30 protein-coding genes are annotated in these 24,548 nt (G+C 75.1%); 11 read left to right on the top strand and 19 right to left on the bottom strand.

Going from position 1 to position 24,548, the window contains the following annotated elements; translation table 11 throughout:
- Positions 1 to 4 precede the first annotated feature (4 nt).
- Genes folE through BLR12_RS24085 form a run of 4 tightly spaced genes read right to left on the bottom strand, consistent with a single transcriptional unit; the run spans position 5 to position 2,060 of the window.
- Positions 5 to 598, bottom strand: coding sequence for a GTP cyclohydrolase I FolE (folE, locus tag BLR12_RS15560; protein ID WP_091380066.1), 594 nt, complete (start codon positions 596 to 598; stop codon positions 5 to 7).
- Positions 599 to 630: 32 nt separating this feature from the next.
- Positions 631 to 798: a hypothetical protein gene (locus BLR12_RS24615; RefSeq protein ID WP_176832541.1), complete on the bottom strand. Its 168-nt coding sequence runs from the start codon at positions 796 to 798 to the stop codon at positions 631 to 633.
- Positions 799 to 855: 57 nt separating this feature from the next.
- The gene (locus tag BLR12_RS15555) at positions 856 to 1,560 is read right to left on the bottom strand and encodes a helix-turn-helix transcriptional regulator (RefSeq protein ID WP_218120690.1); all 705 of its coding nucleotides are present in this window, start codon (positions 1,558 to 1,560) and stop codon (positions 856 to 858) included.
- A 29-nt stretch (positions 1,561 to 1,589) separates the two neighbouring features.
- On the bottom strand, positions 1,590 to 2,060 hold the full coding sequence (locus BLR12_RS24085) for a MarR family winged helix-turn-helix transcriptional regulator (RefSeq protein WP_255363534.1): 471 nt from the start codon (positions 2,058 to 2,060) through the stop codon (positions 1,590 to 1,592).
- A 114-nt stretch (positions 2,061 to 2,174) separates the two neighbouring features.
- On the opposite strand from BLR12_RS24085, the gene BLR12_RS15550 reads away from it, so the two are divergent.
- A complete protein-coding gene (locus BLR12_RS15550) occupies positions 2,175 to 3,173 on the top strand; it encodes a universal stress protein (RefSeq protein WP_176832540.1) in 999 nt (332 codons plus the stop codon).
- Positions 3,174 to 3,386: 213 nt separating this feature from the next.
- The gene (locus BLR12_RS15545) at positions 3,387 to 4,226 is read left to right on the top strand and encodes a slipin family protein (protein WP_091379767.1); all 840 of its coding nucleotides are present in this window, start codon (positions 3,387 to 3,389) and stop codon (positions 4,224 to 4,226) included.
- A 24-nt stretch (positions 4,227 to 4,250) separates the two neighbouring features.
- On the opposite strand, the gene BLR12_RS15540 is transcribed toward BLR12_RS15545, so the two are convergent.
- Entirely contained in the window at positions 4,251 to 4,667 is a 417-nt protein-coding gene (locus BLR12_RS15540; RefSeq protein WP_091379764.1) for a DUF4345 family protein, read from the bottom strand.
- An 81-nt stretch (positions 4,668 to 4,748) separates the two neighbouring features.
- Between BLR12_RS15540 and BLR12_RS15535 the strand changes: the two genes are divergently transcribed.
- The 4 genes from BLR12_RS15535 to BLR12_RS15520 all read left to right on the top strand — a co-directional run bounded on the left by BLR12_RS15535 (position 4,749) and on the right by BLR12_RS15520 (position 9,395).
- Positions 4,749 to 6,584 (top strand): NAD+ synthase, encoded by a 1,836-nt coding sequence (locus tag BLR12_RS15535; protein ID WP_091379762.1) that lies wholly within the window; start codon positions 4,749 to 4,751, stop codon positions 6,582 to 6,584.
- A 73-nt stretch (positions 6,585 to 6,657) separates the two neighbouring features.
- Positions 6,658 to 7,488: a 3-methyl-2-oxobutanoate hydroxymethyltransferase gene (panB, locus tag BLR12_RS15530; protein ID WP_091379759.1), complete on the top strand. Its 831-nt coding sequence runs from the start codon at positions 6,658 to 6,660 to the stop codon at positions 7,486 to 7,488.
- Between the two features lie 130 nt (positions 7,489 to 7,618).
- Positions 7,619 to 8,230: a hypothetical protein gene (locus tag BLR12_RS15525; RefSeq protein WP_091379757.1), complete on the top strand. Its 612-nt coding sequence runs from the start codon at positions 7,619 to 7,621 to the stop codon at positions 8,228 to 8,230.
- A 55-nt stretch (positions 8,231 to 8,285) separates the two neighbouring features.
- On the top strand, positions 8,286 to 9,395 hold the full coding sequence (locus BLR12_RS15520) for a glycosyltransferase (RefSeq protein ID WP_091379755.1): 1,110 nt from the start codon (positions 8,286 to 8,288) through the stop codon (positions 9,393 to 9,395).
- Between the two features lie 80 nt (positions 9,396 to 9,475).
- Here BLR12_RS15520 and npdG read toward each other — a convergent pair whose 3' ends face one another.
- Both npdG and BLR12_RS15510 read right to left on the bottom strand, forming a co-directional pair.
- Complete coding sequence (gene npdG / locus BLR12_RS15515) at positions 9,476 to 10,171, bottom strand: NADPH-dependent F420 reductase (protein WP_091379752.1); 696 nt, start codon at positions 10,169 to 10,171, stop codon at positions 9,476 to 9,478.
- A 129-nt stretch (positions 10,172 to 10,300) separates the two neighbouring features.
- A complete protein-coding gene (locus BLR12_RS15510) occupies positions 10,301 to 10,483 on the bottom strand; it encodes a hypothetical protein (protein ID WP_091379749.1) in 183 nt (60 codons plus the stop codon).
- A 190-nt stretch (positions 10,484 to 10,673) separates the two neighbouring features.
- Between BLR12_RS15510 and BLR12_RS15505 the strand changes: the two genes are divergently transcribed.
- Complete coding sequence (locus BLR12_RS15505) at positions 10,674 to 11,204, top strand: hypothetical protein (protein WP_091379747.1); 531 nt, start codon at positions 10,674 to 10,676, stop codon at positions 11,202 to 11,204.
- A gap of 3 nt (positions 11,205 to 11,207) precedes the next feature.
- On the opposite strand, the gene BLR12_RS15500 is transcribed toward BLR12_RS15505, so the two are convergent.
- Complete coding sequence (locus tag BLR12_RS15500; protein ID WP_091380062.1) at positions 11,208 to 11,678, bottom strand: cupin domain-containing protein; 471 nt, start codon at positions 11,676 to 11,678, stop codon at positions 11,208 to 11,210.
- A 118-nt stretch (positions 11,679 to 11,796) separates the two neighbouring features.
- Between BLR12_RS15500 and BLR12_RS15495 the strand changes: the two genes are divergently transcribed.
- Complete coding sequence (locus BLR12_RS15495) at positions 11,797 to 12,936, top strand: GGDEF domain-containing protein (protein WP_255363533.1); 1,140 nt, start codon at positions 11,797 to 11,799, stop codon at positions 12,934 to 12,936.
- 50 nt (positions 12,937 to 12,986) lie between these two features.
- Entirely contained in the window at positions 12,987 to 14,297 is a 1,311-nt protein-coding gene (locus BLR12_RS15490) for a M24 family metallopeptidase (RefSeq protein ID WP_091379744.1), read from the top strand.
- 270 nt (positions 14,298 to 14,567) lie between these two features.
- On the opposite strand, the gene BLR12_RS15485 is transcribed toward BLR12_RS15490, so the two are convergent.
- From BLR12_RS15485 to BLR12_RS15460, 6 genes are read right to left on the bottom strand one after another with little or no spacing between them, the layout of a single operon-like run.
- Positions 14,568 to 14,987 (bottom strand): ChaB family protein, encoded by a 420-nt coding sequence (locus BLR12_RS15485; protein WP_091379743.1) that lies wholly within the window; start codon positions 14,985 to 14,987, stop codon positions 14,568 to 14,570.
- A gap of 19 nt (positions 14,988 to 15,006) precedes the next feature.
- Complete coding sequence (locus BLR12_RS15480) at positions 15,007 to 15,879, bottom strand: alpha/beta fold hydrolase (protein ID WP_091379740.1); 873 nt, start codon at positions 15,877 to 15,879, stop codon at positions 15,007 to 15,009.
- Positions 15,876 to 16,109 (bottom strand): acyl-CoA thioesterase, encoded by a 234-nt coding sequence (locus BLR12_RS15475; protein WP_255363532.1) that lies wholly within the window; start codon positions 16,107 to 16,109, stop codon positions 15,876 to 15,878. The genes BLR12_RS15480 and BLR12_RS15475 overlap by 4 nt, the downstream gene beginning before the upstream one ends.
- A gap of 55 nt (positions 16,110 to 16,164) precedes the next feature.
- Entirely contained in the window at positions 16,165 to 16,401 is a 237-nt protein-coding gene (locus BLR12_RS15470) for a hypothetical protein (RefSeq protein ID WP_091379736.1), read from the bottom strand.
- A 1-nt stretch (position 16,402) separates the two neighbouring features.
- Positions 16,403 to 16,660, bottom strand: coding sequence for a DUF2795 domain-containing protein (locus tag BLR12_RS15465; protein ID WP_091379733.1), 258 nt, complete (start codon positions 16,658 to 16,660; stop codon positions 16,403 to 16,405).
- 11 nt (positions 16,661 to 16,671) lie between these two features.
- Positions 16,672 to 17,805, bottom strand: coding sequence for a baeRF2 domain-containing protein (locus BLR12_RS15460; protein ID WP_091379730.1), 1,134 nt, complete (start codon positions 17,803 to 17,805; stop codon positions 16,672 to 16,674).
- A gap of 140 nt (positions 17,806 to 17,945) precedes the next feature.
- On the opposite strand from BLR12_RS15460, the gene BLR12_RS15455 reads away from it, so the two are divergent.
- Together BLR12_RS15455 and BLR12_RS15450 are read left to right on the top strand one after the other, a co-directional pair.
- Entirely contained in the window at positions 17,946 to 18,281 is a 336-nt protein-coding gene (locus tag BLR12_RS15455; protein ID WP_091379727.1) for a DUF8129 domain-containing protein, read from the top strand.
- A 153-nt stretch (positions 18,282 to 18,434) separates the two neighbouring features.
- Positions 18,435 to 19,415: an endonuclease domain-containing protein gene (locus BLR12_RS15450; protein ID WP_176832538.1), complete on the top strand. Its 981-nt coding sequence runs from the start codon at positions 18,435 to 18,437 to the stop codon at positions 19,413 to 19,415.
- Here the strand turns inward: BLR12_RS15450 and BLR12_RS15445 are convergent.
- From BLR12_RS15445 to BLR12_RS15425, 5 genes are read right to left on the bottom strand one after another with little or no spacing between them, the layout of a single operon-like run.
- A complete protein-coding gene (locus BLR12_RS15445; RefSeq protein WP_091379723.1) occupies positions 19,402 to 20,292 on the bottom strand; it encodes a type II secretion system F family protein in 891 nt (296 codons plus the stop codon). The genes BLR12_RS15450 and BLR12_RS15445 overlap by 14 nt on opposite strands.
- A complete protein-coding gene (locus BLR12_RS15440) occupies positions 20,292 to 21,224 on the bottom strand; it encodes a type II secretion system F family protein (RefSeq protein WP_091380058.1) in 933 nt (310 codons plus the stop codon). The genes BLR12_RS15445 and BLR12_RS15440 overlap by 1 nt, the downstream gene beginning before the upstream one ends.
- Positions 21,224 to 22,630, bottom strand: a complete 1,407-nt coding sequence (locus BLR12_RS15435; RefSeq protein WP_091379720.1) for a CpaF family protein — start codon at positions 22,628 to 22,630, stop codon at positions 21,224 to 21,226. Before BLR12_RS15435 ends, BLR12_RS15440 begins: the two co-directional genes overlap by 1 nt.
- On the bottom strand, positions 22,627 to 23,817 hold the full coding sequence (locus tag BLR12_RS15430; RefSeq protein WP_091379717.1) for an AAA family ATPase: 1,191 nt from the start codon (positions 23,815 to 23,817) through the stop codon (positions 22,627 to 22,629). The genes BLR12_RS15435 and BLR12_RS15430 overlap by 4 nt, the downstream gene beginning before the upstream one ends.
- A complete protein-coding gene (locus BLR12_RS15425) occupies positions 23,814 to 24,545 on the bottom strand; it encodes a Flp pilus assembly protein CpaB (protein ID WP_091379715.1) in 732 nt (243 codons plus the stop codon). The genes BLR12_RS15430 and BLR12_RS15425 overlap by 4 nt, the downstream gene beginning before the upstream one ends.
- Between the last annotated feature and the right edge of the window lie 3 nt (positions 24,546 to 24,548).

The following is a 24,548-nucleotide window of genomic DNA, read 5'->3' as shown; positions in this document are numbered from 1 at the left end:
CGGGTCAGGTGGTTCCGGTGAGCGCGAAGAACTCGGCCCGGGAGCGCACGTCCGAACGCAGCACGCCGTGCAGCGCGGAGGTGACGGTGCGGGTGCCGGTGGCCCGCACCCCGCGCAGGGACATGCACAGGTGCTCGGCCTCGACGACCACACCGACCCTGCGCGGCGCGAGGTGCTCCTGCAGCCAGTCGGCCACCTGCTGGGTCAGCCGCTCCTGGACCTGCAGGTCGCGGGCGAACAGCTCGAGGACCCGGGCGAGCTTCGACAGGCCGAGGATCCGCTCTCCCGGCAGGTAGCCGACGTGGGCCACCCCGGAGAAGGGCAGCAGGTGGTGCTCGCACAGGGACTGCAGCGGGATCCCCCGGGCGATGACCAGCTCGTCGTAGCCCTCCTCGTCGGGGAAGGTGGTCAGGTCGAACTGCGGAGCCGACAGCAGCTCGGCGTAGGCGGAGGCGACCCGCCGAGGCGTCTCGGCCAGGTGCGGATCAGCCGGGTCGCGGCCCAGCGCCCGCAGGAGCTGGTCGACCGCCTGCTCGGTCGCGGGCAGGTCCACCGCCCTGCTCTCCCGGACGACCCGGAGGGCCGGGGGACGGTCCACGGGGGCGGCCGGGTCCGCCGGCTCGGGCGCGGTCACGACCGGTCCCGGGCGCCGTGGGACGGCGCGTGGCCCGGCCAGCCGGTCAGCACGTCCGCGCACTCGTCCAGGCCGGAGGCGATCGGCGCGACGGCGGAGCCGGTCCGCAGGAGGAGCGCCTGCCGGCCGGGGTCGGCGGAGGGGTGGGTCAGGTGGGTGGCCATGCCGACCTCCTCTAAAAGCAAAGCTGATTACCAGTAGAGACCTGGACCACAGGCCTGTCAACCGTCCGGCGCACCGCTCCCGGGAGACGGATCGCCGCCGTCCATGCGCACGCAGCAGGCACCGGGGGCGGGCTGCAGACGGGCGGTCAGACCGCTGAACCCGACGCCGTCCAGCAGGCCCTCGAGGAGCCGCAGGTTCATGCCGCAGACCAGCTCGGTGCGCCCGCGCGCCAGGTCGTGGAACGGGCAGTTGGCGAGGGCGACGCCGCCCTCCCCGATCCGCGGCTCGTACCCGTGGGCCTCCAGCACGCGCAGCACGGCCTCCCGGCCCCCGGCCCCGTCGACGGCGACCCCGAGCTCCCGCCCTCGTCCGTAGGCGCGCCGGTGCAGGACGGCCGCCGGCCGCTCGCCCGATCGCTCGGCCTCGGTCACGGCCTCGGCGAGGAGCTCACCGGCCAGGTCGTAGTGGCGCTCCGGCAGCGAGACGGCCACCGAGCACTCCGACCGCCGGTAGAGCTTCGCGGGACGCCCGGCGCCCGGGCCGCTCCGCCCGGTCCGGCGCTGGTAGTGCACGTCGAGCAGGCCGTCGGCCACGAGCCGGTCGAGGTGGAAGGCCACCGTCGCCCGGGGGACGCCCAGGGCGGCAGCCACCTCGTCCCGCCCGACCGGCTCCGGCTGGCGGACGACGTGGTCGTACAGCCGGCGCCGGGTGGGCTCGGCCAGCGCGGCGACGGCGGCGACCTGGGCCACGCGGGGATCCACGCAACGATTCTAGAACCAACGAGCGTTGTTCAAACAGTCCCGGAGTCGGCCGCGGGGACGTCGCCCCAGTTCGGCGGGGTCAGCGTCGTGTCGAGACGGCGCAGCTCGTCCCGGTGCAGGGCGCTGAGCCGACCCAGCACCTCCTCGCCCTGCGCGGTCAGCAGGATCCGGACGGAGCGGGCGTCATCGGGATTGGCCGCCCGTGCGACGAGATCCTGGCCCTGGGCCCGGTCGACCAGCTCGACGACGCTGTGATGGCGCAGCTGCAGGCGCTCGGCCAGCTCCCGGACCGTGGCCCACTCCCGGTCGGGGAAGCCCTTGAGCGCGAGGAGCAGCTGGTACTGCTGCGGAGTCAGCCCGTGCCGCCGCACGGTCTCCTCGCTGAAGCGCAGGTAGCGGCGGATCCCGAACCGGAAGCGCGCCAGCGCCTCGAACTCCTGCTTGGTCAGTGGCGCACCGGCCGGTGCGTCGTCCTCCGGGACCACGCCCCATTCGACCACGGGACCACCGCTCGAGAAGCGGTTTTCCAGGTCGGAGTATCGCGTTACGATGCATCCGCCGGTGCGGATCGCCTCGAGGAGACGCTCGTGCTCAGTGACTCCGAACGTCGGACCGTGCACGAGCTCGAGTCGGCACTGCTGGCGGACGAGGCCTTCACCCGCGCCGTCCTCCCTGCCGTGACCCGGCTCCAGCGGCTGTCCGCTCCCGTCGTCGTCGGCGTGGGCGCCGACGGCAGTGGTGCGTCGGCCCTCGACTGGGCAGCCGCGGAAGCAGCCGGCCAGAGACGCCCGTTGCGGATCGTGCACGCGTACCACCTGCCGATGGCGGTGGTGGATCCGTTCGGCGTGGCCCTCACCGCCGATTGCCTGTCCGCACAGCAGGCGGCCGCCGCGCAGCTCCTCGATGTCGCACTGGCACGGGTCCGGTCGGTCGCCCCGGGGGTCCGTGCCTCCGCGAGCGTCGTCCGGGGCTCCCCCCACCGGGTCCTGCTCCGCGAGAGCCGGGGCGCCCACCTGCTCGTGCTGGGCGCCCGACGCCGGGCGCGGAGGCACGGCCTCGTGCAGGCGCCGCTCCACCTGCGGGTGGCGACGTCCGCCTGCTGCCCCGTGACGGTGGTGCACCCGTCGCGCGACGCGGGCGCGGACCGCCTCCCCCCTCGCGTCGTCGTGGGGATCGACGGCCTGGAGCACTCCGACGCCGCCATCGGCTTCGCCTTCCGGGCCGCCGCGCGGCGCGGCATCCCCGTCACCGCCGTCCACGCCTGGACCGCCGACTGCCCTGCGGACCTGGAGGCCGTGACCGCTCCGCTCGTGACCACCGAGTCCGGGGCGCACGCGCTCGTGGACGGCGCCGTCGCGCGGTGGCGCGAGCTGTACCCGGACGTGCCGGTCACCACCGAGGTGGTGCGCCGCGATCCGGTGTCGGCCCTGGTGACCGGCTCAGCCGACGCCGCACTCGTCGTCGTCGGTTCACGGGGGTCGAGGGGAGGGCTCGCCACCCTGTTCGGCTCGGTGGGCCGCGCCGTCATCGACGTGGCTGCGGGCCCGGTCGCCGTGGTCCCCCGCGGGACCGGATCGTCACCACCGGCGGCCCACCGGTGGGCCTCCGGGTAGCCGCGCAGCGCCCCGGCCGGCTGCGGCGCTGCGCGCCGCGGGGACGTCCGGCGCACGACGACACCAGCGCACGCCCGGGCCGGCACCCCGCGCCGTTGCCGCGGGGCGCCCCGGGCAGCCCGCGTGGATCTAGCATGTGATCGCCATCACGAGGGCGACGCGGCCACGGGCACGATCCCGCGTCCGGCCGCGGCGCCGTTGGCGGAGGGCGAGATGGACGTCGTTCTCGCACTGCTCGTCGTCGCGGTCCTCGGGCTGCTGGTGCTCGTGAGCGCGAGCGTCCGGGTGGTGACCCAGTACCAGCGGGGGGTGGTCCTGCGCTTCGGCCGGCTGCACGGCGACGCCCGCCCGCCCGGCCTGGCCCTCATCGCGCCGGGCATCGACCGGATGCACAAGGTCAACATGCAGATCGTCACCATGCCGGTGCCGGCGCAGGAGGGGATCACCCGCGACAACGTCACCGTGAAGGTCGACGCCGTCGTCTACTGGCGGGTCTACGACCCGGTCCGGGTGGTCGTGGACGTGCAGAACTACCAGGCCGCGATCGGCCAGGTCGCCCAGGCGTCCCTGCGGTCGGTCATCGGCAAGAGCGAGCTCGACGACCTGCTGTCCAACCGCGAGCGGCTCAACCAGGGCCTGGAGCTGATGATGGACAGCCCCGCGGTCGACTGGGGCGTGCACATCGACCGCGTCGACATCAAGGACGTCGCGCTCCCGGACTCGATGAAGCGCTCGATGTCCCGTCAGGCCGAGGCGGAGCGGGAACGCCGCTCCCGGGTGATCACCGCCGAGGGCGAGCTGCAGGCCTCGCAGAAGCTGGCGCAGGCCGCCTCGGTGATGGCCACCCAGCCGGCCGCGCTGCAGCTGCGCCTGCTGCAGACCATGGTCGAGGTGGCCGCGGAGAAGAACTCGACGGTCGTCCTGCCGTTCCCGGTCGAGCTGCTCCGCTTCCTGGAGCACGCCACTCCCCCGGCGTCCGAGGCCGGGACGCCGGCCGGGGTCGACGGGCTGCCCGTCCCGCGTCCGACGGCCCCGCCGGTGTCCGCCGGCTGAAGAAGACCCCCTGCCCCCCACCGCTCACAGGCTCGCGGTGGGACCCTGCAGGGGGCCACGGGCCGTCCCGGCCCGGGTGGCCACGCCGAGCGCCACGGCCAGCGCGGCCTCCAGGACGAGGTAGGCGCCGGTCGGCCAGGGGGCGAGCCGGCGCTCGGCCACGCACCCCGCGAGCCGGGCCGCGGCCATCCCGGCACTCGCGGCGCCCACCGTGCGCAGGACGGCGTCGTCCCCCGGTGCCGAGCCCGACGCCGCCGCGAGAGAGCCCGCGAGGGCCAGCGGGATGCCCGCGTACACCGCGCGGACCTCGGTGCGGGCCTCCGGCGTGCCGGCGGTACCGCCGAAGACGCCCGGCACCCGGGCGGGCGCGAGCGCGGCGACGACGCCGATCACGGCGTAGGCGCCCGCCGCCGACCGTCGCAGGGTCGAGCGGAGGGTCATGCGGCCGAGGCTAGGGGCTGCGTGATCACCGGGCCAGCCCCCGTCTGGCCGGGGACCACGTGCGGCGACGAGGATGGGCGCGTGAGCGAACCCGTGCAGCTCAGAGTGGCCCTGGCCCAGGTCGACACCCGCGTCGGCGACATCACCGGCAACGCCGAGCTGGTGACCCGCTGGACGGCCGACGCGGCCGCGGCCGGTGCCCACGTCGTCGTCTTCCCCGAGATGACCCTGACCGGGTACCCCGCCGAGGACCTCGTGCTCCGCGAGTCCTTCGCCCGCGCCAGCGAGACCGCGCTCGTCGACCTGGCTGCCGACCTCGCCGAGCGGGGTCTGGGCGGCACCGCCGTCGTCGTCGGCTACCTGGCGCACACGGAGGGCCCCGGCCCGGCGCCGGCCGAGTCGATGCCCGGGGACGACGACCGGCCGGCCGACGCCAACCCGCGGCGCGGCGCGCCCCGCAACGCCGCGGCCCTGCTGCACGGCGGCGAGGTGGTCGTCCGCTACCACAAGCGGCACCTGCCCAACTACGGCGTCTTCGACGAGGCGCGCTACTTCGTGCCGGGCACCGAGCTGCCGGTCGTGCGGCTGCACGGCGTGGACGTCGCGCTGACCGTCTGCGAGGACCTCTGGGTCGAGGGCGGGCCGTGCGGGGTGGCCGGGCAGGCCGGCGTGGACCTGGTCGTCTCCCCCAACGCCTCGCCGTACGAGCGGGCCAAGGACGACCTGCGGCTGCCGCTGGTCCGCCGGCGGGCCGCCGAGGCGCGGGCCACCGTCGTCTACTGCAACCAGGTGGGCGGCCAGGACGAGCTGGTCTTCGACGGCGACTCGCTGGCCGTCGCCGCGGACGGCGAGCTGCTCGGCCGGGCGCCGCAGTTCGTCGAGCACCTGATGTGCGTGGACCTGCGGATCGACCCGTCGGCCGTGCCCGAGCGGCGCGCGGGCCGGATCGGGCCGATGACGGTCACCCGGCACGTGCTGTCCGAGGAGCCGGTGCCGGCGTTCGAGCCGCGACCGGCGTCGGTGGCCGAGCCGCTGGACGACCACGAGGAGGTGTGGCGGGCCCTGGTCCTGGGCCTGCGCGACTTCATCGACAAGAACGGCATGCCCTCGGTGGTGCTGGGCCTGTCCGGCGGCATCGACTCGGCCGTCTGCGCGGCGCTGGCCGTCGACGCGCTGGGCGCCGACCGGGTGTACGGCGTGGGCCTGCCGTCGAAGTGGTCCAGCGAGCACTCCCTGGCCGACGCCGAGGACCTCGCGGACCGGACCGGGCTGCACTACACCGTCGTCCCGATCGCGCCGATGGTCGACGCCTACCACTCGTCGGTGGAGCTCACCGGGGTGGCCGCGGAGAACCTGCAGGCCCGGGTCCGCGGCACGCTGCTGATGGGGCTGTCCAACCAGCACGGGCACCTGCTGCTCACCACGGGGAACAAGAGCGAGATCGCCGTCGGCTACTCGACGCTCTACGGCGACTCGGCGGGCGGGTTCGCACCGATCAAGGACGTGCCGAAGACGCTGGTGTGGGCCCTGGCCCGGTGGCGGAACGAGTACGCGCGGGGGCGCGGCGAGACCGAGCCGATCCCGGCCAACTCGATCGAGAAGCCGCCGTCCGCGGAGCTCGCGCCCGGCCAGGTGGACACCGACTCGCTGCCCTCCTACGAGGAGCTCGACGCGGTGGTCGCCGACTACGTCGACCGCGACCTCGGGATGGCCGAGCTGCTCGAGCGGGGCCACGACCCCGAGGTGGTGGCGCGCGTGCTCCGGCTCGTCGACGCGGCGGAGTTCAAGCGCCGGCAGTCGGCACCGGGAACGAAGATCAGCCTGAAGGCGTTCGGACGCGACAGGCGGCTGCCCGTCACCAACCGGTGGCGGGAGACGCTGCCGACCGTCCGCGAGGGAGCGGCATCACACCGATGACCGAGCTCGCGAGGTCGTCAGAGGGCAGAGCAGCGTCGCTCGTGCTGCCGACGGGCGCCAGCGAGGAGGAAGCATGAGCGAACCGGTTCTCTACGGCGGGAAGTCCACCGTCCGGGTGCGGGTGCACCACCTGCAGCAGGCCAAGGAGCGTGGCGAGAAGTGGGCGATGCTCACCGCCTACGACACGCTCAGCGCCGCCGTCTTCGAGGAGGCCGGCATCCCGGTGATGCTGGTGGGCGACTCCTCGGGCAACGTCGTCCTCGGGCACACCTCCACCGTGCCGGTCACCGTCGAGGACATCCTGGGGATGACCAAGGCGGTCACCCGCTCGACCAAGCGGGCGCTGATCGTGGCCGACCTGCCCTTCGGCAGCTACGAGGGATCGCCGCAGCAGGCGTTCGCCACCGCCGTCCGGATGATGAAGGAGGGCGGCGCGCAGGCGGTCAAGCTCGAGGGAGGCGTGCGGGTCGCCGCGCAGACCCGGATGCTGACCGAGAACGGCATCCCGGTCATGGCGCACATCGGGTTCACGCCGCAGAGCGAGCACGCCCTCGGCGGCTACCGGGTGCAGGGCCGGGGCGCGGGGGCCGACCAGCTGCTGGCCGACGCGCACTCCGCCCAGGAGTCCGGCGCGTTCGCCGTCGTCCTGGAGATGGTGCCCGCCGAGATCGCGGCGCAGGTGACCAAGGAGCTGGCCATCCCGACCATCGGCATCGGGGCCGGCGTCGACTGCGACGCGCAGGTGCTCGTCTGGCCGGACATGGCCGGGCTGACCACCGGCCGGGTGCCGCGCTTCGTGAAGAAGTACGCCGACCTCCGCGGCGAGCTGCTGCGGGCGGCGCGGGAGTACGCCGACGAGGTGCGCACCGGCGTCTTCCCGGGCCCCGAGCACTCCTTCGAGTAGCCGCGCCGCCGAGTGCGCAGTTGCGGTCGCCGACACGCACGGACACGCCGCCGCGGCCGACCGCACCTGCTCACTCGGGCCGGTGACGCCGGTGGTGCGGACGACGACCGGCCGCCTACCGTCCGCAGCCGTGACCGAGCCGCGCCCAGTCGGAGGCCGGCAGGAGTTCCGCCCCTCGCTCGGCACCTGCCGACGGGCCCTGCGCTCCCCGGGGCGACTGATCGGCCCCCTCCTCGCGCTGGCCGCGCTCGTCGTCAGTGCCGCGGGCGGCGGTCCTGGACTCGTCCTCGCGCTCCTCGCCGCCGTCCTGCTGGTCGCCCTGCAGCGCGCGGCCTGGCTCGCCGTCGGGCGGGTGCGGGTGAGCGACTCCGCCGTGCAGCGGCGCGGCCTGACCGGCCGCACGCGCAGCGTCCCCCGCGGCGACATCGCCAGCGCGCTGCTGATGCCCGGCTTCCACGAGCGCGGCGACCCGCCGACCGGCCTGCTCCTCCTCCTCGACGACCGCCGCCGGCCCCTGCTCCGCCTGTCGGGCGAGCCCTGGGGCCTCGACTGGTTGCGCGAGATCGCCCACGCCAGCGCGGTCCCCGTGACCGTCCTCGACGACGACCTCACCCCCGGCGAGCTGGCGTGGCGCCGGGTCTACGAGATGCCGTGGTGGGACCGGCACCGCACCCTGCTCGAGGTGGCCGTCGTCCTCACCGTGGTCGCGGTGCTCGTGGGCATCGCCCTGCTGGCCGGCTGACCGCGGCGCGCCTCCGCTGGGTGACGCGGGCGGCCCGACGGACCAGGCTGGGCGGGTGCGCGTCCTCGTCGTCGCCTCGCCCCTCACCGGGCACGTCCTCCCGCTCGTCCCGCTCGCCCGGGCGCTGCGGGACGCCGGGCACGCTGTGACCGTCGCGACCTCCGGTGACGGCCTCGGTGTCTGCCCGCCGGAGCTGGACCCCACCGACGTCGCCCCGGACCTGCGGACCGGGCCGCTGTTCCTGCGGGTCATGGCGCGCCACCCGCGCCTGGCCCGCCGCGACATGGCCGGCCGCGGCGGCACCCGCGGCGTGGGGCTCCTCTTCGGTGCGGTGGGCGTCCGGATGGCCGACGGGGTCCTCGCGCACGCCGACCGGGTGCGTCCCGACCTCGTCGTCCACGAGCCGCTGGCGGTGGCCGGCGCGGAGGTCGCCGCGCGCCACGGCGTCCCGGCGGTGCTGGTCGAGGGCAACCTCTTCGACGCGCGGGAGCTGCTCGCCGCGGCCGGCGCCACCTACCGACCCGCCCGTGGCCTTGCGGACCTCCCGGCGCCGGCGGAGGTGCTGAGCACCGCGCCCCCGAGCCTGGTCGGCCCCCGCTCGGGCCGGCCGATGCGGTTCGTTCCCGAGGCCCCGGACCGCCCCTTCGACCCCGCCTACGCCCAACCCGGCGAGCGTCCGCGGCTGCTGGTCAGCCGCAGCACCGTGGCCGACCCGCGCCGCGACCGGCTCATGACCACGGTCGTCGCCGCGGCGGCCGGCAGCGACCTCGACGTCGTGCTGGTCCGCCCCGACCGCTGGGTGACCCGCCGCCCGCTGCCGCCCGGCGTGCGGACGACGGACTGGCTGCCGTTCCCCGAGGTGTTCCCGGCCGCCGCGGGCGTGGTCCACCACGGCGGCGCCGGCACCGTGCTGACCGCGCTCGCGGCCGGGCTGCCGCAGCTCGTCGTCCGCGGCGCGGGCGACCGCCGGGTGAACGCCGACCTCGTGGCCGCGCGCGGCGCGGGCCTGGCGGCCGACCTCGGCGACGTCAACCGCGCCCTGCTGGACCGGCTGGTGTCCGACCCGGCGCTCCGGACCTCGGCCGGCGAGGTCGCCGCCGAGATGGCCGCCATGCCGCCCCCGGTCGAGCTCGTCCCGCACCTGGCAGCGGTCGCCGGCCGGTGAGCCCGCACTGCCGGCGCTCCTCGCGGACTGCCGGGCCTGCAGTACCGGCACGGCACGAGGAACGCCGGCGATGAGCCAGCTCAGACGTCGGTGACGCGGATGCCGGCGTGCGCCTTGTACCGGCGGTTGACCGACACCAGGTTGATGGTCAGCGCCTCCACCTGGCGGGCGTTGCGCAGCCGCCCGGCGTAGATGCCGCGCATGCCCGGGAGCCGCCCGGCGAGGGCCTGCACGGTGTCGGTGGCCTCGCGGACGTCCCCGACCACCATCACGTCGCCGTCCAGGGTGGGCTTGGAGAGGTCCTCCAGCAGGCGCGCCGACAGGTGGTGGAAGGCGCCGACCACGTGCGAGTCGGGCAGCAGCGCGGCGGCCTGCTGGGCCGCCGAGCCCTCGGGGACGTCGAGCACGTAGGCGCCCAGCTCGTCGAAGGCCATGGGGACGACGCAGTCGACGACGACCTTGCCCGCCAGCGGGGTGGCCAGCCCGGCCAGGGTGTCGGCGTGCCCGGCGTAGGGGACGGCGACGATCACCAGGTCGGCCGCACCGGCGACGTCCACGTTGGAGCCGCCGGTCACCGACACCTCGCCACCGTCGGCCGCGGCGCCGGCGCGCTCGGCGACCTGCGCGGCCACCTCACCGGCCCGCTCGGCGTCGCGCGAGCCCAGCAGCACCCGCTGACCGGCCGCGGCCAGGCGGACGGCGAGCCCGCGTCCCTGCGGACCGGTGCCGCCCAGCACGCCCACGACCAGGTCCTCCACCGAGCGCACGTCGCTCACGCCCCACCTCCCGCGCGCCGGACCGCCCGGCGTCATCGCCGCCGATCATGCCCTGGTGACGGACCGGGACGGTCACCCTCCAGGGGACCTCCGCCTGCGCCGGCGAGGCGTGGGGAAGGTGGTCCTCCCTCACTCGTTCTGCCAGCGGCGGTCCTCCTCGGTGAGCCGCTGCTCGCGCTCGGCCACCGTCTGCAGTGCGTGCTCGGCCTCGGCACGGGTCTCGTAGGGGCCGAGGCGGTGCCGTTCGGCGCAGCCGTCCCGGTCCTCGACGGTGTTGTGCTTGAGGCACCAGAACCACGGTCCCTGCGCCATGTCGTCCCCTCCTCCGCACGGTCCGCCCGCACGTCACGGTAGGGGTAGGCCGACTCCCGGACGGTCAAACGCCGCCGCCTCCCGCTCGGTGCCAGGTCCTCCGGGGTAGCCGGATCGGGTGGACGACCTGGCCGTCCACCGCCCGTCTCCGTAGGTTCCGGGCGTGCGCTCAGGCGGTGGGGGGAGCGGGGTGCACCGCTACGGACTCATCGGCGTCCTGGGCGCGGTTCTCGGGCTCGTCATGGCGGTCGCCTTCTGGGAGCACGAGGGCACCTACGACCTCAGCGTCGTGTTCCTCGTCCTGACCGTGCTGCTGGTGCCGGCCACCCTGTTGCTGGGTCGCGACGCCGGGCGTCGGCGCGTGGAGGACCGGCAGGGCCGCGACGACGTGCCGCTCAGCGGGGCATCCGGCACGAGCGGATCGGGCGCGCTCGTCGTCTCCCGTCCCGCCGGCTGGTACCAGGACCGGCTGCGGCGGTACGAGGTGCTCGTCGACGGGCGGGTGGCCGGGCGGCTCCGTCGGGGCGAGGACCTGCGCCTCGACGTCCCGGCAGGCCGGCACAGCGTGCAGGCGAGGATCGACTGGACCGGCAGTCCTCCGGTCGAGGTCGACGTCCCGCCGGCCGGCTCGGTGACCGTGACGGTCACACCCGACGACCCGGTCCGGGGCCTCTTCTCCTCCGACCGGTACCTCAGGGTGCGGGTGCGTCGGACGGGCTGAGGCTCAGACGTCGACCATCACCTGGTCGTGCCGGGCGTAGAAGGCGGTCATCTCCTCGGGCGTGGGCGTCCGCCCGCTGCGGCGCAGCTCGGCCGTCTCGGCGAAGAACTGCTCCCGCGCGATGCCGGGCGTGAAGAGGATGAGGAAGGCCGCCGGCTCGTCCCCGTCGTTGCGGAAGCCGTGCACCCCGCGCTCGTGGACCAGGGCGAAGTCCCCCGCCGAGCAGGGTCGCCAGGCGCCGTCCGCGTACAGCGTGAGCTCGCCGGAGAGCACGTAGAACGACTCGGAGAAGGTCTGGTGGTAGTGCGGCAGGGCCCCCGGAGCGCCCGGCTGCAGGTGGTACTCGACCAGGCCGAACCGGCCGGCGGTCTCCGAGCCGGGCGCGACCATGCGCAGCGCCGCGCCGGCGGCGTCGACCAGCGGGTGCTCGGCCAGGGTGCGGACGACGACCAGGCCCGGTTCGGGATGGGACACGGCCGTCACCCTGGCACCGGGTCGCTGCGGCGTCGACCCGTCCCGGCCACTGGGACGCCTGGGACCAGGACGTTCCGGGGCTCCCTGTGAACGCGCTGTGTACGGCATGCTGCCCGGTGTGACCGGGTGGGGACGCAATGGCACCGACACACGGCCGCTGGCCGCCGACCTGGCGGCCGGCCGCGGGGTGGAGCGCCACGTGGCCGCCCTGACCCTCGCCGGGCTGCTGTTCCTGGGCGCCGCCATGGGCCTGGTGAACCTGTTCGTCGACGGGGTGCTCCGTGAGGGCGCCCCGGTCGTGGTCTACGGCGCCACGATGGTGCTGCTCATGGCCCTGGGCGGGTGGCTGGCCTTCTTCCGGCGGGTCGGCAGGTGGGAGACCTTCGGCCTGGTGCTGCTCGGCGACCTGGTCTACGTCGTCGTCGCGATGTGCATCGAGGACCCGGTCCGGTACGCCACACCGCTGATGCTGCTGTTCGCGGCCTTCGTCGCCGCCTGGTTCCTCGGCCCGGTGATGCTGGGCGTGAACATGGTGGCCACCGTGGTGGCCTGCCTGCTGGCCATGTGGGGCAGCTACGACAGCGCCCTGGGCCTCGCCGTCCAGGTGGGCGTGAACTCCGGCGTGCTGAACGCGGCCGCCTTCGGCGTCTACGTGCTCCGCCGCCGGGTGCAGCGGCTGCTGGAGGCCACCCAGGCGCTGTCCCACCAGGACCCGCTCACCGGGCTGTCCAACCGGCGCTTCCTCGTCGAGCAGGCCCCGCGGGTGTGGCGGCAGGCCCGGCGCGAGGGGTCCCGGGTGGCCGCGATGGTGCTGGACCTCGACCACTTCAAGCAGCTCAACGACGCCTACGGGCACGCCGCGGGGGACGCCGTCCTCCGCGCGGTGGCGGCGTCGCTGTCGGCCGGCGTGCGCCCCAGCGACGTGCTGGCCCGCATCGGCGGGGAGGAGCTGATCGTGCTGGGCCTGGTGAGCGACCCGGCAGAGGCCCACCAGCTGGCCGAGCGGCTGCGGACGGCGGTGTCCTCCAGCCGCACGGACGACGGCCACTCGGTGACCGCCTCGATCGGCATCGCGCTGGCCCGCCCCGTGGACGGCGAGGACGCCGGGGACGCGATGTGGCGGTTGGTCGACCGCGCCGACGCGGCCATGTACGAGGCCAAGCAGGCCGGCCGCAACCGGGTGGCCGCCGTGCTGCCCCGGCAGCGCGCCGGGCGGCACGCCGACAGCCTCCCGCCGGCCGACCACGACGCCGCCTGAGAGAGGCCGCTCGACCGGTGGGGACGCCGGTTCTCTGCTTCCCTGTTCGCATGACGCTCGTCGCGCCGGACCCGACCCGGACGGTCCCGCTGCCGCTCCGTGCGCAGGCCGACGTCCGCGACCGGTGGCTGACCCAGCGGCTGCTCGACCTGCTGCCCGGGCTGATGGACGCCGCGGGCATCGACCTGTGGCTGGTCGTCGGCCGCGAGTACAACGAGGACCCGGTGCTGGCCACCCTGCTGCCGGCGACCTGGCTGTCGGCCCGCCGCCGCACGATCCTGGCGCTGCACCGCAGCGACGACGGCGTCACCGCGGCGGCGGTCTCCCGCTACCCGGTCGGCCAGTTCCTGCCGGCCTGGTCCCCGGACGGCGACGGGCGGCTCACCGCGGAGCGGTCCCAGTGGGCCGAGGTGCGCCGGATCGTCGAGCAGGCCGCGCCCCGCCGGATCGGCATCGACGTCTCCGCCGACTTCGCCCTGGCCGACGGGCTCTCGCACACCGAGCACCGGCTGGTCACCGAGGCGCTGGGGCCGTGGGCGGACCGGCTGGTGTCGGCCGAGGAGCTGGCGGTCGGCTGGCTGGAGACCCGGCTGCCCGAGGAGATCGCCGCGCTCGACGGGCTCAACCGGCTGGCGCGCGAGGTGGTCGAGGAGGCCTTCTCCCCCGCCGTCCTGACCGCCGGGGTCTCGACCGCGACCGACCTGGCCTGGTGGATCCGGCAGCGGCTGACCGACCTGGGCGTCGAGCCGTGGTTCCACCCGGTGGTCGACGTCCAGCGCGCGGGGGTGCCCCCGCTGCGCGAGCAGGGCGCCCTGCTGCCCGCCGTCCGCTACGACGTGCCGGTGGAGCCGGGTGACCTGGTGCACTGCGACGTCGGGCTGTCCAGCCTCGGACTCAAGACCGACAACCAGCGCAACGGCTACGTGCTCCGCCACGGCGAGACCGAGGCCCCGGCGGGTCTGCGGCGCGCGCTGTCCATCGGCAACCGGATGCAGGACCTCACCACGGCGGAGCTCGTCCCCGGCCGGACCGGCAACCAGGTCCTCACCGCGGCCCGGTGCGCGGCGGCGGCCGAGGGCATCGACGGCGACGTCTACTCGCACCCCGTCGGCGTCCACGGGCACGGGGCGGGCCCGGCGATCGGGCTGTGGGACGACCAGCGCGGCGTCCCCGGTGCCGGTGACCGGGTGCTGCACCCGGACACCGTCTACGCCCTCGAGCTGTGCGTCCGGGTGCCGGTGCCCGAGTGGGGCGACCAGCCGGTGCGGATGGCGCTGGAGGAGGGCGTCGCCCTCACCGACGACGGTGTGCGCTATCTCGGCGACCGGCAGACCGAGCTGCTGCTCATCCCCAGCACGTGAGGGTGCCTTTCGCGCGCGAAAGGCAACGGACAGGCGCTCGGGTCAGGACGACGGGCGCCGCCTGATCGCCTGAATCAGCAGCTCGCCCGGCCCGCGCCGGCCACCCGGCTGACCGGGCTGCGGTGACTCTCCGCCCCCAGCGCGAGCTGCTGTCCCTGAGGGTCTCCACCGGCGACGAACCGCCGGGAGAGGGGCCGGAGGGGCCTCTGGCGCGACCCGGTCAGACGCAGGACGCCGGTAGACCGGCCTGAGGGAGTCGTCCGGTCCGGCTCACGACCGCGCCCTGCGTGTCTCGCGGTCGTTGGCCTTCTGGATGGCGTCGACCAGCTCGTCCTTGGTCATCGTCGAGCGGCCGGAGACGTCCAACCGCTTGGCGACGTCCATCAGGTGCTCCTTGGTGGCGTTCGCGTCGACGCCACCCTTGGTCTCCCGGTCCGTGTCCCGGCCGCCCTCGGCCTGGGCGTCGCTGGGACCCTTGTGGTCCTTCGGCTCCCAGTGGTCGCCGACCTTCTCGTGCGTGTGCTTGACCGCGGACCAGGCGACCTGGTTGGCGCGCTGCTCGTCGTCGTAGGAGTCCATCGCGGAGTCGTGGGCCTTGGCGAAGGTGCGCTGCGCCTTCTCCTCCGAGCGCTGCAGGGTGCTGGGGATCTCGTCGGCCTTGGCGTCCCCGCTCTTCGTCGTCTTCGGCATGCCGCCGTCCTACCCCTGATCAGCTCGCGAGGAACGGGACCAGGGCCGCCGCCAGCTCGTCGGGGGCTTCCTCCGCCATGTGGTGACCGCTGTCGATGCGCCCGCCGCCGCGCAGGTCGCTCGTCCACCCCGCCCAGATCGCCCGCGGGTCGCCGTGCAGCTCCTCCAGGTCGTCGCGGGTCGACCAGAGCACCAGGGTCGGGCAGGTGACCCGCCGTCCCGCCGCCCGGTCGGCCTCCTCGGCGGCCCGGTCGACACCGAGCCCGGCCCGGTAGTCCTCGAGCATCGCCCGCACGGTGGCCGGGTCGTGCACCGCGGCCCGGAAGTCGGCGTGGTTCTCCTCCCCCATCACGGCGGGGTCACCGCCGTACCAGGCGTCGGGGTCGGCGCCGATGGCCCGCTCCGGCTTGTCGGGCTGGGCGAAGAAGAACCAGTGCCACCAGGCGGTGGCGAAACGGGCGTCGGCGCGGTCGAGGTGCTCCACGATCGGGATGCAGTCCAGGACGGCGAGGTGGGTGACGGCGCCGGGGTGGTCCAGGGCGGTGCGCAGCGCGACGTAGCTGCCCCGGTCGTGGCCCACGACGGCGAAGCGCTCGTGCCCGAGGCCTTGCATCAGCGCGACCACGTCGCGGGCCATGGCGCGCTTCGAGTACGGCGCGTGGTTCTCGGTGGTCGGCGGCTTCGACGAGCGGCCGTAGCCGCGCAGGTCCGGGCAGATGACGGAGTGCCCGGCCGCGGCCAGCAGCGGGGCAACCCGGTGCCAGGTGGTGTGCGTGCGCGGGTGCCCGTGCAGCAGGACGACGGGCGGGCCCTCGCCGCCGACCCGCACCCGCAGCCGGACGCCGTCCGCCCCGTCGACCCACCGCTCCTCGAACCCGGCGAAGGAGGTCACGTCAGGAACCGGCTCCAGTGGGTGCGCTCGGCGTCGGACATCGGCCGGCTGGTGTCGCCGGCGAAGTCGAACAGCACCATGACGAGGTCCGCGCGGATGGCGACCGCGTCGTCCTGCACGAGCTCCTGCCGGACGGTGAACGACCTGGTGCCCAGCCGCGTCACCGCGCTGCGCACGCAGAGCCGCTCGCCCACCCGGTAGTACAGCTGGCGCAGGTAATCGACCTCCAACCGAGGGAGTCCGGGTCCGACCAGCGCAGCTGGACGGCGTGCTCGTGCGGAGTGCTCAGGGCAGGTCCGCGGTGTCGGCGGACGTGCGGTGCGCGCCCTGGGCGTCGTCCGGGTCGGGGTGGAGGGTCCGCTCCTCGGACTCGGCCAGGATCAGCTCGGCCGCCGTCTCCTCCAGGCCGGTGTCGGCGATGGCCTGCTCCTCCTCCGGCAACACCGGGTGCGAGCGGGTCTCGACGTTCTGCTCGGTGACATTGGCCAGCGCCTCGGGGCTGGGCTCCTTGTGCGTGGTCATCTCAGAACCGCTGCTGCTCGGTGCCGAGGCCCAGCGCGCGGGCGACGTCCTGCACGTTGTCGAACCGCTCACCGGACGGCAGCCGGCGCAGGTCGGACAGCACGCGGTCGGGGGCGTTGCCCTCCTGGGCCTTGGCCACGAGCGCGTCACGGTCGGCCGGCCAGACCTCCTTGCCGAGGGCCTCGGCGATCGCCGCGCGGCGCTCGACGTCACCGGTCGACGTGCCGGGTGCGGTGGCGGGCTGGTGCGGATCGGACATCAGGGGGCTCCTCACTGGGCCTTGGGGGTGGAGTCGTCGGTGTAGCGGAGGATCGCGGCGACCGGGATGTCCCCGGGCATCGCCGACCGGGGGACGACGACGACGCCGGCGTCGCTGGCCACCGCCGCGGCGAGCAGTGCCCGGTCGGCGGGCACCGGGTGCACCTCCTGGACGCCGAGGGCCTCCATGTCGCCCTGCTCGGTGCCGAGCAGCAGCGGCGAGGGCCCGACGAGCAGTTCCCCGTCGTCCGGCCGGTCGGCGAGCACGAGGGTCTCCACCTGGCTCTTGCGCAGCGCCTCGACGACGGACGCGGTGCCGGTCACGGCCAGGCCGTGCGCCGCGGCGGACTGGATCTTCTCGACCGCGTCGGCCTCCTCGTGGGCCTCGTGCTCGGCGACCAGCTCCGCGGCCCGCCGATCGACCACCTCGCGGTCGGCGCCGGCCGCACGGCCGCCCTCGTCCATGGTCACGACGAGGTCCTTCCAGACGCCGTCGGCCTTGTCGGTGAGGATCTGCCGGGCCCGGACGTCACCGGCCACGAGGACGAACCGCAGCGGCAGCCGCCGGGCCAGCGAGGCGATCTCCTCGGCGACCCGGCCCGCGTTCTCCTCCCACTGGTTCTCGGCGGTGTGCATGTAGGTGTTGTGCGCCCAGCCGCCGACCTTCACCTTCCGCATGTGGAAGGTGTCGCCCTCGACCTGCTCCTCCTCCCCCGGCCGGCCGGCCATCGAGGCGACCGAGAGGTCGGCGCCGACCCGGTCGGTGACGACGACGACGTGCGGCACCCGCGCAGCGAGCTGCCGCAGCACCGGCAGCACGTCCGGTTGCGGGGACCAGGTGACGACCGGGTCGCGCGGGACGTCGGCGAGCACCTCGTCGAGGACGACGGAGCCGTCGGCGGCCACGACCAGGGCGCGACCGCGCAGCCTCCCGGCGTCCCCACCCTCGTTGCCCTCGAGCAGGCGGCCGCGGACGGCCTCGACGACCGCCTCCGGCGCGCCCTGCCCGGTCAGTTCCTCGGCGATGGCGCGGACCCGCAGGTCCAGCTCGGTGTCGGCGTTCTCGGTGGTGTGCGTGACGTCGGCGCACACCGTGGCGTAGGGCCCGGCGGCGCTGAAGACCGGCGCCAGGAAGGACACGTCCATGGGGGTGGGACCACTCCTCGATCGCTGGGGGTTCGTCGGCGGGGCCCGCAACCGCGGCCTGTCCCGCCTCCGCCGCCTACCCACCCCCCGTGCCCTCACACCCGGTGTCGACCGGGCGGGCCGGGGGTAGGCGGTCGGCCATGACCGAGCACGACCGACTGCCGCTGCCCGACTACGACCACCTCCCCGTGGAGGGGCTGGCGTCGCGGATCCGCACCCTGGACGCCACCGGCCTGCAGACGCTGCTGGAGTACGAGCGCGCGCACGCCGACCGGCTGCAGGTGGTGACGATCATGGAGAACCGCCTCACCGCGCTGCGCGAGGGCGCCCAGCCCTCCGGCGGCGACCCCGCAGCCGCGGCCGCCGACGACCCGGTGCACGCCGCGGGCGGGTCGAAGGCGTCCGAGGCGACGACCGGCCCGAAGATCAACCCGCCGTCCCAGGGCGACCCGACCAACCCGGCCCAGCCCCGCTGAGGCAGCTGGCCCCCCGCCGAGCCGCCGACCCGCCGAGTCGCCGAGTCATGCGAACTCGTGGCCGTCAGCGCCTGATCGCCCCGAGTTCGCATGACTCGGTGCCCCTGTGGACGACGTCAGCGGGATGACGCCGTCCCGCGGCATGGTCCGCAGGTGCCCACGCCGCCCGTCCCACCCCGCGTCACCCGACCGACCGACAGGGCGGGCGCCCGCGCCGACGGGGTGACCGACTGGCAGCTGCGGCACCTCGAGGTCGTCCGCAGCTCCCGGAACACCTATCTGCCCGCCACGACGGCGGACGACGTCGGCACCCGCGTCACGGCCGTCCTCCTGGGCGCTCCACCCTCGGCGGTGATCAGCCACCGGACAGCGGCCTGGTCGTGGGGGCTGCAGATCCCACTGGTGCGGGACGACGGGCGTGTGCACCTCACGGTTCCCCCCGCGACGCGCATCCGGTCGCGTGCCGACCGCCAGGTGCACTGCGCGGTCCTGCCGGAGTGGCAGGTCGCCCGGCGCGGTGGCGTCGCCCTGACCTCACCCGGACGCACGTGGCGGGACCTCGCCGCCCGGCTGCCGGCCGCTGCGCTGTTGGCCGTGACCGACCAGATGCTCGCGCGCGGGTACCCGCCCGAGGCGTTCCAGCGGGTGCTCGACGCGTCGCGGGGACAGCGCGGCGTCCGCACCGCTCGCGAGGTCCTGGCGGTGGCCGACCCGCTGGCCGGCTCCCCGATGGAGTCGGTGCTGCGCTGGATCGTCCACGAGGCCGCGCTGCCGCCGCCGGTGCTCCAGCACGTCGTCCGCGGAGGGCACGGGGAGTTTCTCGGCCGCGTGGACCTGGCCTGGCCGGAGCGCAGGGTGCTGATCGAGTTCGACGGCGACGGACACCGCGAGCGCCGCGTCTTCGTCGACGACCTCCGCCGGCAGAACCGTCTGGTGCTCGCCGGCTGGGTGGTGCTGCGCTTCACCTCCGCCGACCTGGTGGGCCGACCTGCGTGGGTGGTGGCCACGATCAGACGCGCGCTCGCGGGTCCCCGATCCCGAGTCATGCGAACTCGTGGCCATCAGCGCCTGATGGCCACGAGTTCGCATGGCTCGGTGGGCTCGGCGATCTCGCCCGGGCTCACTCCCCGCTGAAGGCGGCCGCGATGTCCAGGACGGCGGGGCCCAGCAGCACGATGAACAGCGTCGGGAGGATGCACAGGATCAGCGGGAAGATCACCTTCACCGGGATCTGCATCGCCTTCTCCTCGGCCCGCTGGCGCCGCTTGAGCCGCATCTCCGCCGCCTGGGTGCGCAGCACGTCGGCGATCGAGACGCCGTACGCGTCGGCCTGCACCACCGCGCGGATGAACCGGCGCAGGTCGGTCACCGCGGCCCGCTCGGCCAGCGCCAGGTAGGCCTCCCGGCGGGGCTGGCCGACGGCGATGTCCTGCAGTGTGCGCACCAGCTCCTCGGCCAGCGGGCCCCGGCCGTTGCGCCCGGCCCGGGCCATCGCCGCCTCGAAGCCGAGCCCGGCCTCCACCGCGATGGTCATCTGGTCCAGGGTGTCGGCGAGCTCGAGGGCGATCGCCTGCTGCCGCTCCTGCCCGCGCGAGTGGAGCAGCAGCTCGGGGACGACGTAGGTCACGCCGGTGACGACGACGGCCATCAGCACGGTCAGCGGACCGGGCCTCGCCGCCACCACCAGGAGGCCGAGTGCCGCGGCGACGACCGCGAGCACCAGCTTGGCGGCCACCAGCCGGGGCACCGGCCACTCCGCGGGGCGGCCCGCGGCGCCGGCCAGCCGGTTGAGCCGGGCCACGGTGCCGGCGGGGGTCAGGGCGCGGGCCAGCCGCGGCAGCAGCCGCGGCCGCGAGCGGGCGGTGGCCGCACCCGGCAGCTCCAGGCCGCGGGTGAGGTTGGCCCGGGCCCGGGCGGCGGCGTCCTGCGGGCGGGCGAGCAGGGCCCAGCCCAGCAGCGGGACGGCGAGGGCGACGGCCAGCGCGGCCGCGAGCACGGGGGCGGGGACCATCAGAACCGGATCGCCACGGTCTTCTTGAGCCACAGCCCGCCGACCGTGAGCAGCACGACGACCGTCGCGATCATCAGGTAGCCGGCGAGGCCCTCGGTGAAGCCGGCGAGGTAGGCGGGGTTGGTCACGGACAGGAACCCGACGATGCCGAACGGCAGGCTCATCAGCACGACCGCCGACAGCTTGCCCTCGGCCGACAGCGCCTTGACCTGCCGGCGGATCGCGTTGCGCTCCCGGATGGTGTGCCCGACGGTGTCCAGCACCTCGGCCAGGTTGCCGCCGACCTCGCGGTGGATGCCGATCGCCTGGGCGACCCAGCGGAAGTCGTCGCTGGCGGTCCGCTCGGCCACCTCCTCGAGGGCGTCGCCGAGGTCGCGGCCCACCCGGGTCTCGTTGACGATGCGGGCGAACTCCTCCGACGTGGGCGAGGCGGCCTCCGTGGAGACCGCGTCCACCGCGCGCAGCAGGCTGTGCCCCGCCCGGAGGCTCGAGGCCATCAGCTGCAGCGAGTCGTCGAGCTGGTCGGCGAAGGCCACCTGCCGCCGTCCGCGCCTCAGCCCGAGCAGCACCTTGGTGCCCAGCGGGGCCAGCGCCGCGAGCGGCAGGGCGAGCAGCACCCCGCCGAGCAGGAAGCCGAGCGCGCCGAGGACGACGGCGGCCAGGCCGACCAGCAGGACGACGTCCGGCAGGGCCATCGCCACCCCGGCCCGCTCCAGTGCGGCCGCACCGCGGGCCACCAGCCCGCGCCGGGCCAGCACCCGCTCCACCGCGGCGCCGGCCGCGGCCGAGGCCCCGGCGAGCGCGGACGCCGGTGGCGCCACCGTGGGGTCCAGGCGGGACAGCGGCACCCGCCGCGGCCCGGCCGGGAGGACGACGAACGCGAGCAGCAGCAGCGCGCCGGTCACCGCGAGCAGCCCGGCGGCGAGCAGCATCAGGCCCACCCCCGCCGCGGCTCGACGGTCCCGAAGACCCGCGGCGAGACCTTGATGCCGAGCTCGTCGAAGCGGTCGGTGAACCGCGGCCGCACACCGGTGGGCACCGGCTTGCCGAGGAACCGGCCGGCGGCGTCGACGCCGGCGGAGTAGTCGAACAGGAACGCGTCCTGCAGGGTGACCGTCTCGCCCTCCATGCCCTGCACCTCGGTCACGTGGGTGACCCGGCGGGTGCCGTCGCGCAGCCGGGTCAGCTGGACGACGACGTCCACGGCCGAGGCGATCTGCTCGCGGATGGCGCGCAGCGGCAGGTCCATGCCGGCCATCAGCACCAGGGTCTCCAGCCGGGCGATCGCGTCGCGCGGGGAGTTGGCGTGCACCGTCGACAGCGAGCCGTCGTGGCCGGTGTTCATCGCCTGCAGCATGTCCAGCGACTCCCCGCCGCGGCACTCCCCGACCACGATCCGGTCGGGGCGCATCCGCAGCGAGTTGCGCACCAGGTCGCGGATGGTGATCGCGCCGCGGCCCTCGATGTTGGGCGGGCGCGACTCCAGCCGGACGACGTGGTCCTGCTGCAGCTGCAGCTCGACGGCGTCCTCGATGGTGACGATCCGCTCGCCGTCCGGGATGAACGAGGACAGCACGTTGAGCAGCGTCGTCTTCCCCGTGCCGGTGCCGCCGGAGACGATGATGTTCAGCCGGGCCTCGACGCAGGCGCGCAGCAGCTCGGCCATCTCCGGCGACAGGGTGCCGAAGCCGATCAGGTCGTCGACGCCGAACGGGTCCTTGGCGAACTTGCGGATGGTCAGCGTCGACCCGCTGAAGGCCAGCGGCGGGATGATCGCGTTGACCCGGGAGCCATCGGCCAGGCGCGCGTCGACCAGCGGCGAGGACTCGTCGATCCGCCGTCCCACCTTCGACACGATCCGGTCGATGACCCGGCGCAGGTGCTCCTCGGAGGTGAACCGCGCGCCGGTGCGGACCAGCCGGCCCTCCTGCTCGACGTAGACCGCGTCCGGGCCGTTGCACATGATCTCGGTGACGGTCGGGTCGTCGAGCAGCCGCTGCAGCGGGCCGTAGCCGAGGACGTCGTCGGCCAGCTCGGCGGTCAGCCGCGCCCGCTCCTCGGTCGAGAGCGGGACCCGCTCCTCCTCGACCACCTCGTCGAGCTCGCCGAGCACGATCGTGCGCAGCGCCTCCTCGGACAGCGAGGGGTCGTTCATCCGGTTGCCCATGCGCTCGAACAGCGCCTTGGCGACCCGGTCCTTGAGCTTGGCCAGCGCGTCGGTGGGTGGCGTGCCGGCCACCGGGGGGACCGGCCGGGGCACCGGGACCGGCGTCGGCGCTGGGGTCTCCGGGGCGGAGTGCCGCCCCTGGGCGACGGCGAGGCGCGAGGAGAGGTTCACGACGCCGCCCGGTGCTTGGCCCGGTACCGGCCCGGTCGCACGATCGGGGTGGCGGCGAACCGGGACACCAGGCGGCGCAGCTCCTTGGCCGCCGGGTCCTTGCGGCCGCCGGCGACGATCGGCACCCCCTGGTTGGTCGACACCGGCACGGCGGCCGAGCGCGGGACGACGACGTCCACACCGGTGCCGATCGCCGTCTCGACGTCGCGCACCGAGAGCCCGCCCTTGGCGTCGGCGAGGTTCATGACCACGTGCCGGCCGGCCGGGATCATGCATAGCTCGCGGAGCACGTCGAGCTCCTTGCGCAGCCCGCGGACGCCGGGGACGTCCATGCTGGTCACCATGACCACGTCGGTGGCGCGGTCGAGGGCGGCGAGCGTCTGCTCCGACAGCCCCGGCGCGGTGTCGACGACGACGTAGCGGAACTCGCGGGCCAGCGAGGTCAGCAGCCGCGTGACGTCGGCGGCGGTCACCGTGTCCCCGGCGGCCGGGGACTCCGCGCCGCACACCGCGTACAGGCCGCTGGGGTGCTGGGTGAGGAACGTCTTGAGGACCATCGTGTCCTCGGCCGCCGGGCCGTGGGCGACGTCGGGCAGCGCGTACTCGGGGACCAGGCCGAGGGCGGAGGCGACGTCGCCGAACTGGACGTCGAGGTCGACCAGCACCGTCGACTGGGGTGCGGCCGCGGTCAGCCCGATCGCCAGGTTGGTCGAGACGGTGGTCTTGCCGACGCCGCCCTTCGGCGAGGCCACCGTGATCACCCGGCCGGTGTAGCGGGCGGTCTCCTCGACCGGGCGCAGCACCCGCCGCCGTCCGGCCGCGGCGGCACCGGCCCGCTCGACGGCCTCCCGGATGGTGAGGACGTCGGCGTTGGGCGAGAGCAGGTCGCGGATGCCGGAGCGCATCGCCGCCTGCCACATCTGCGGAGAGGCCTCGGCCATGAGCACCACGGTGATCCCGGGGCTCTGCACGTCGAGCCGGGAGGCGAGGGTGAGCACCGCGTCCGGCGCCGCCCCCGGGCCGATCAGCAGGACGTCGGGCAGCTCGCCGTCCACCAGCTGCTCGAACAGCCGCGCCGGGTCGGCGGGCAGCCGGCCGGCCGGCAGCACGTGCACGTCGCCCTCGGTCGCCTCCTTGACGCGCAGGACGAGCTCCTCGTCGGCTGCGCCGAGCACCACACGACTCATGAGAAGTCCTTCTCGTAGATGTTCCCGGGGGTGAGGACCTCGGTGCCCTCGAGGTCGACACCCTCGGGCTCGAGGGAGAGCCAGACCGTGCCGTGCTCCATGCCGAAGACGACGGCCTCGGTCTGCTCGGGGCGCAGCCCGAGGGTGACCATGAGGCTGTTCGTGGGCGCCGCCCCGCCGGAGGACGCGGTCTCCGTCCCCTCGCCCTCGGCCGGCGCCGGCGCGCCCTGGACCTGGGTGACCAGGACGCGGTTGAGGACGACGTGCGTCTGCCCCTCGAGGGAGACGTGCACGCCGACGGTGTCCCCGGCCGCGAGCCGGCCGCCGACCGCGCGCTGCGGCTCGAGCAGGATGCTCACCTCCGACGCCCCCTCGGGTGGGGCGACCGTGCCGGGCACCCCGAGGTCGTCCGGTGCGGCGAAGCGGGCGGCCAGCAGCTGCTCGCCCGGCTGGAGGTCGACGGTGGCGACCTGCCCGGCCAGCGCGTCGAGGTCGGTGACCCCGCCCGGGACGGCGGCCTTGACCGGCACCTGCTCGGTGCGGACCAGGCCGGCCAGGTCCTCTCCCGGCGTCCCCTCGGCGACCGGCTGGTCGACCACGAGGACGGCCACGGTCTGCACCCCGGCCAGGGCGCGGGCGTCGGCACCGCGCACGTAGGCCAGCAGGACCACGGCGCCGGTGGCGGCGAGGAGCAGCGCCGCGAGGACGGCGAGCAGTCGGCGTCTCACGAG

It is taken from the genome of Geodermatophilus sp. DSM 45219 (genome assembly GCF_900104025.1).
In the GTDB taxonomy this organism is placed as follows: Bacteria; Actinomycetota; Actinomycetes; order Mycobacteriales; family Geodermatophilaceae; genus Geodermatophilus.
This window is presented reverse-complemented; position numbering and strand designations above follow the sequence as displayed.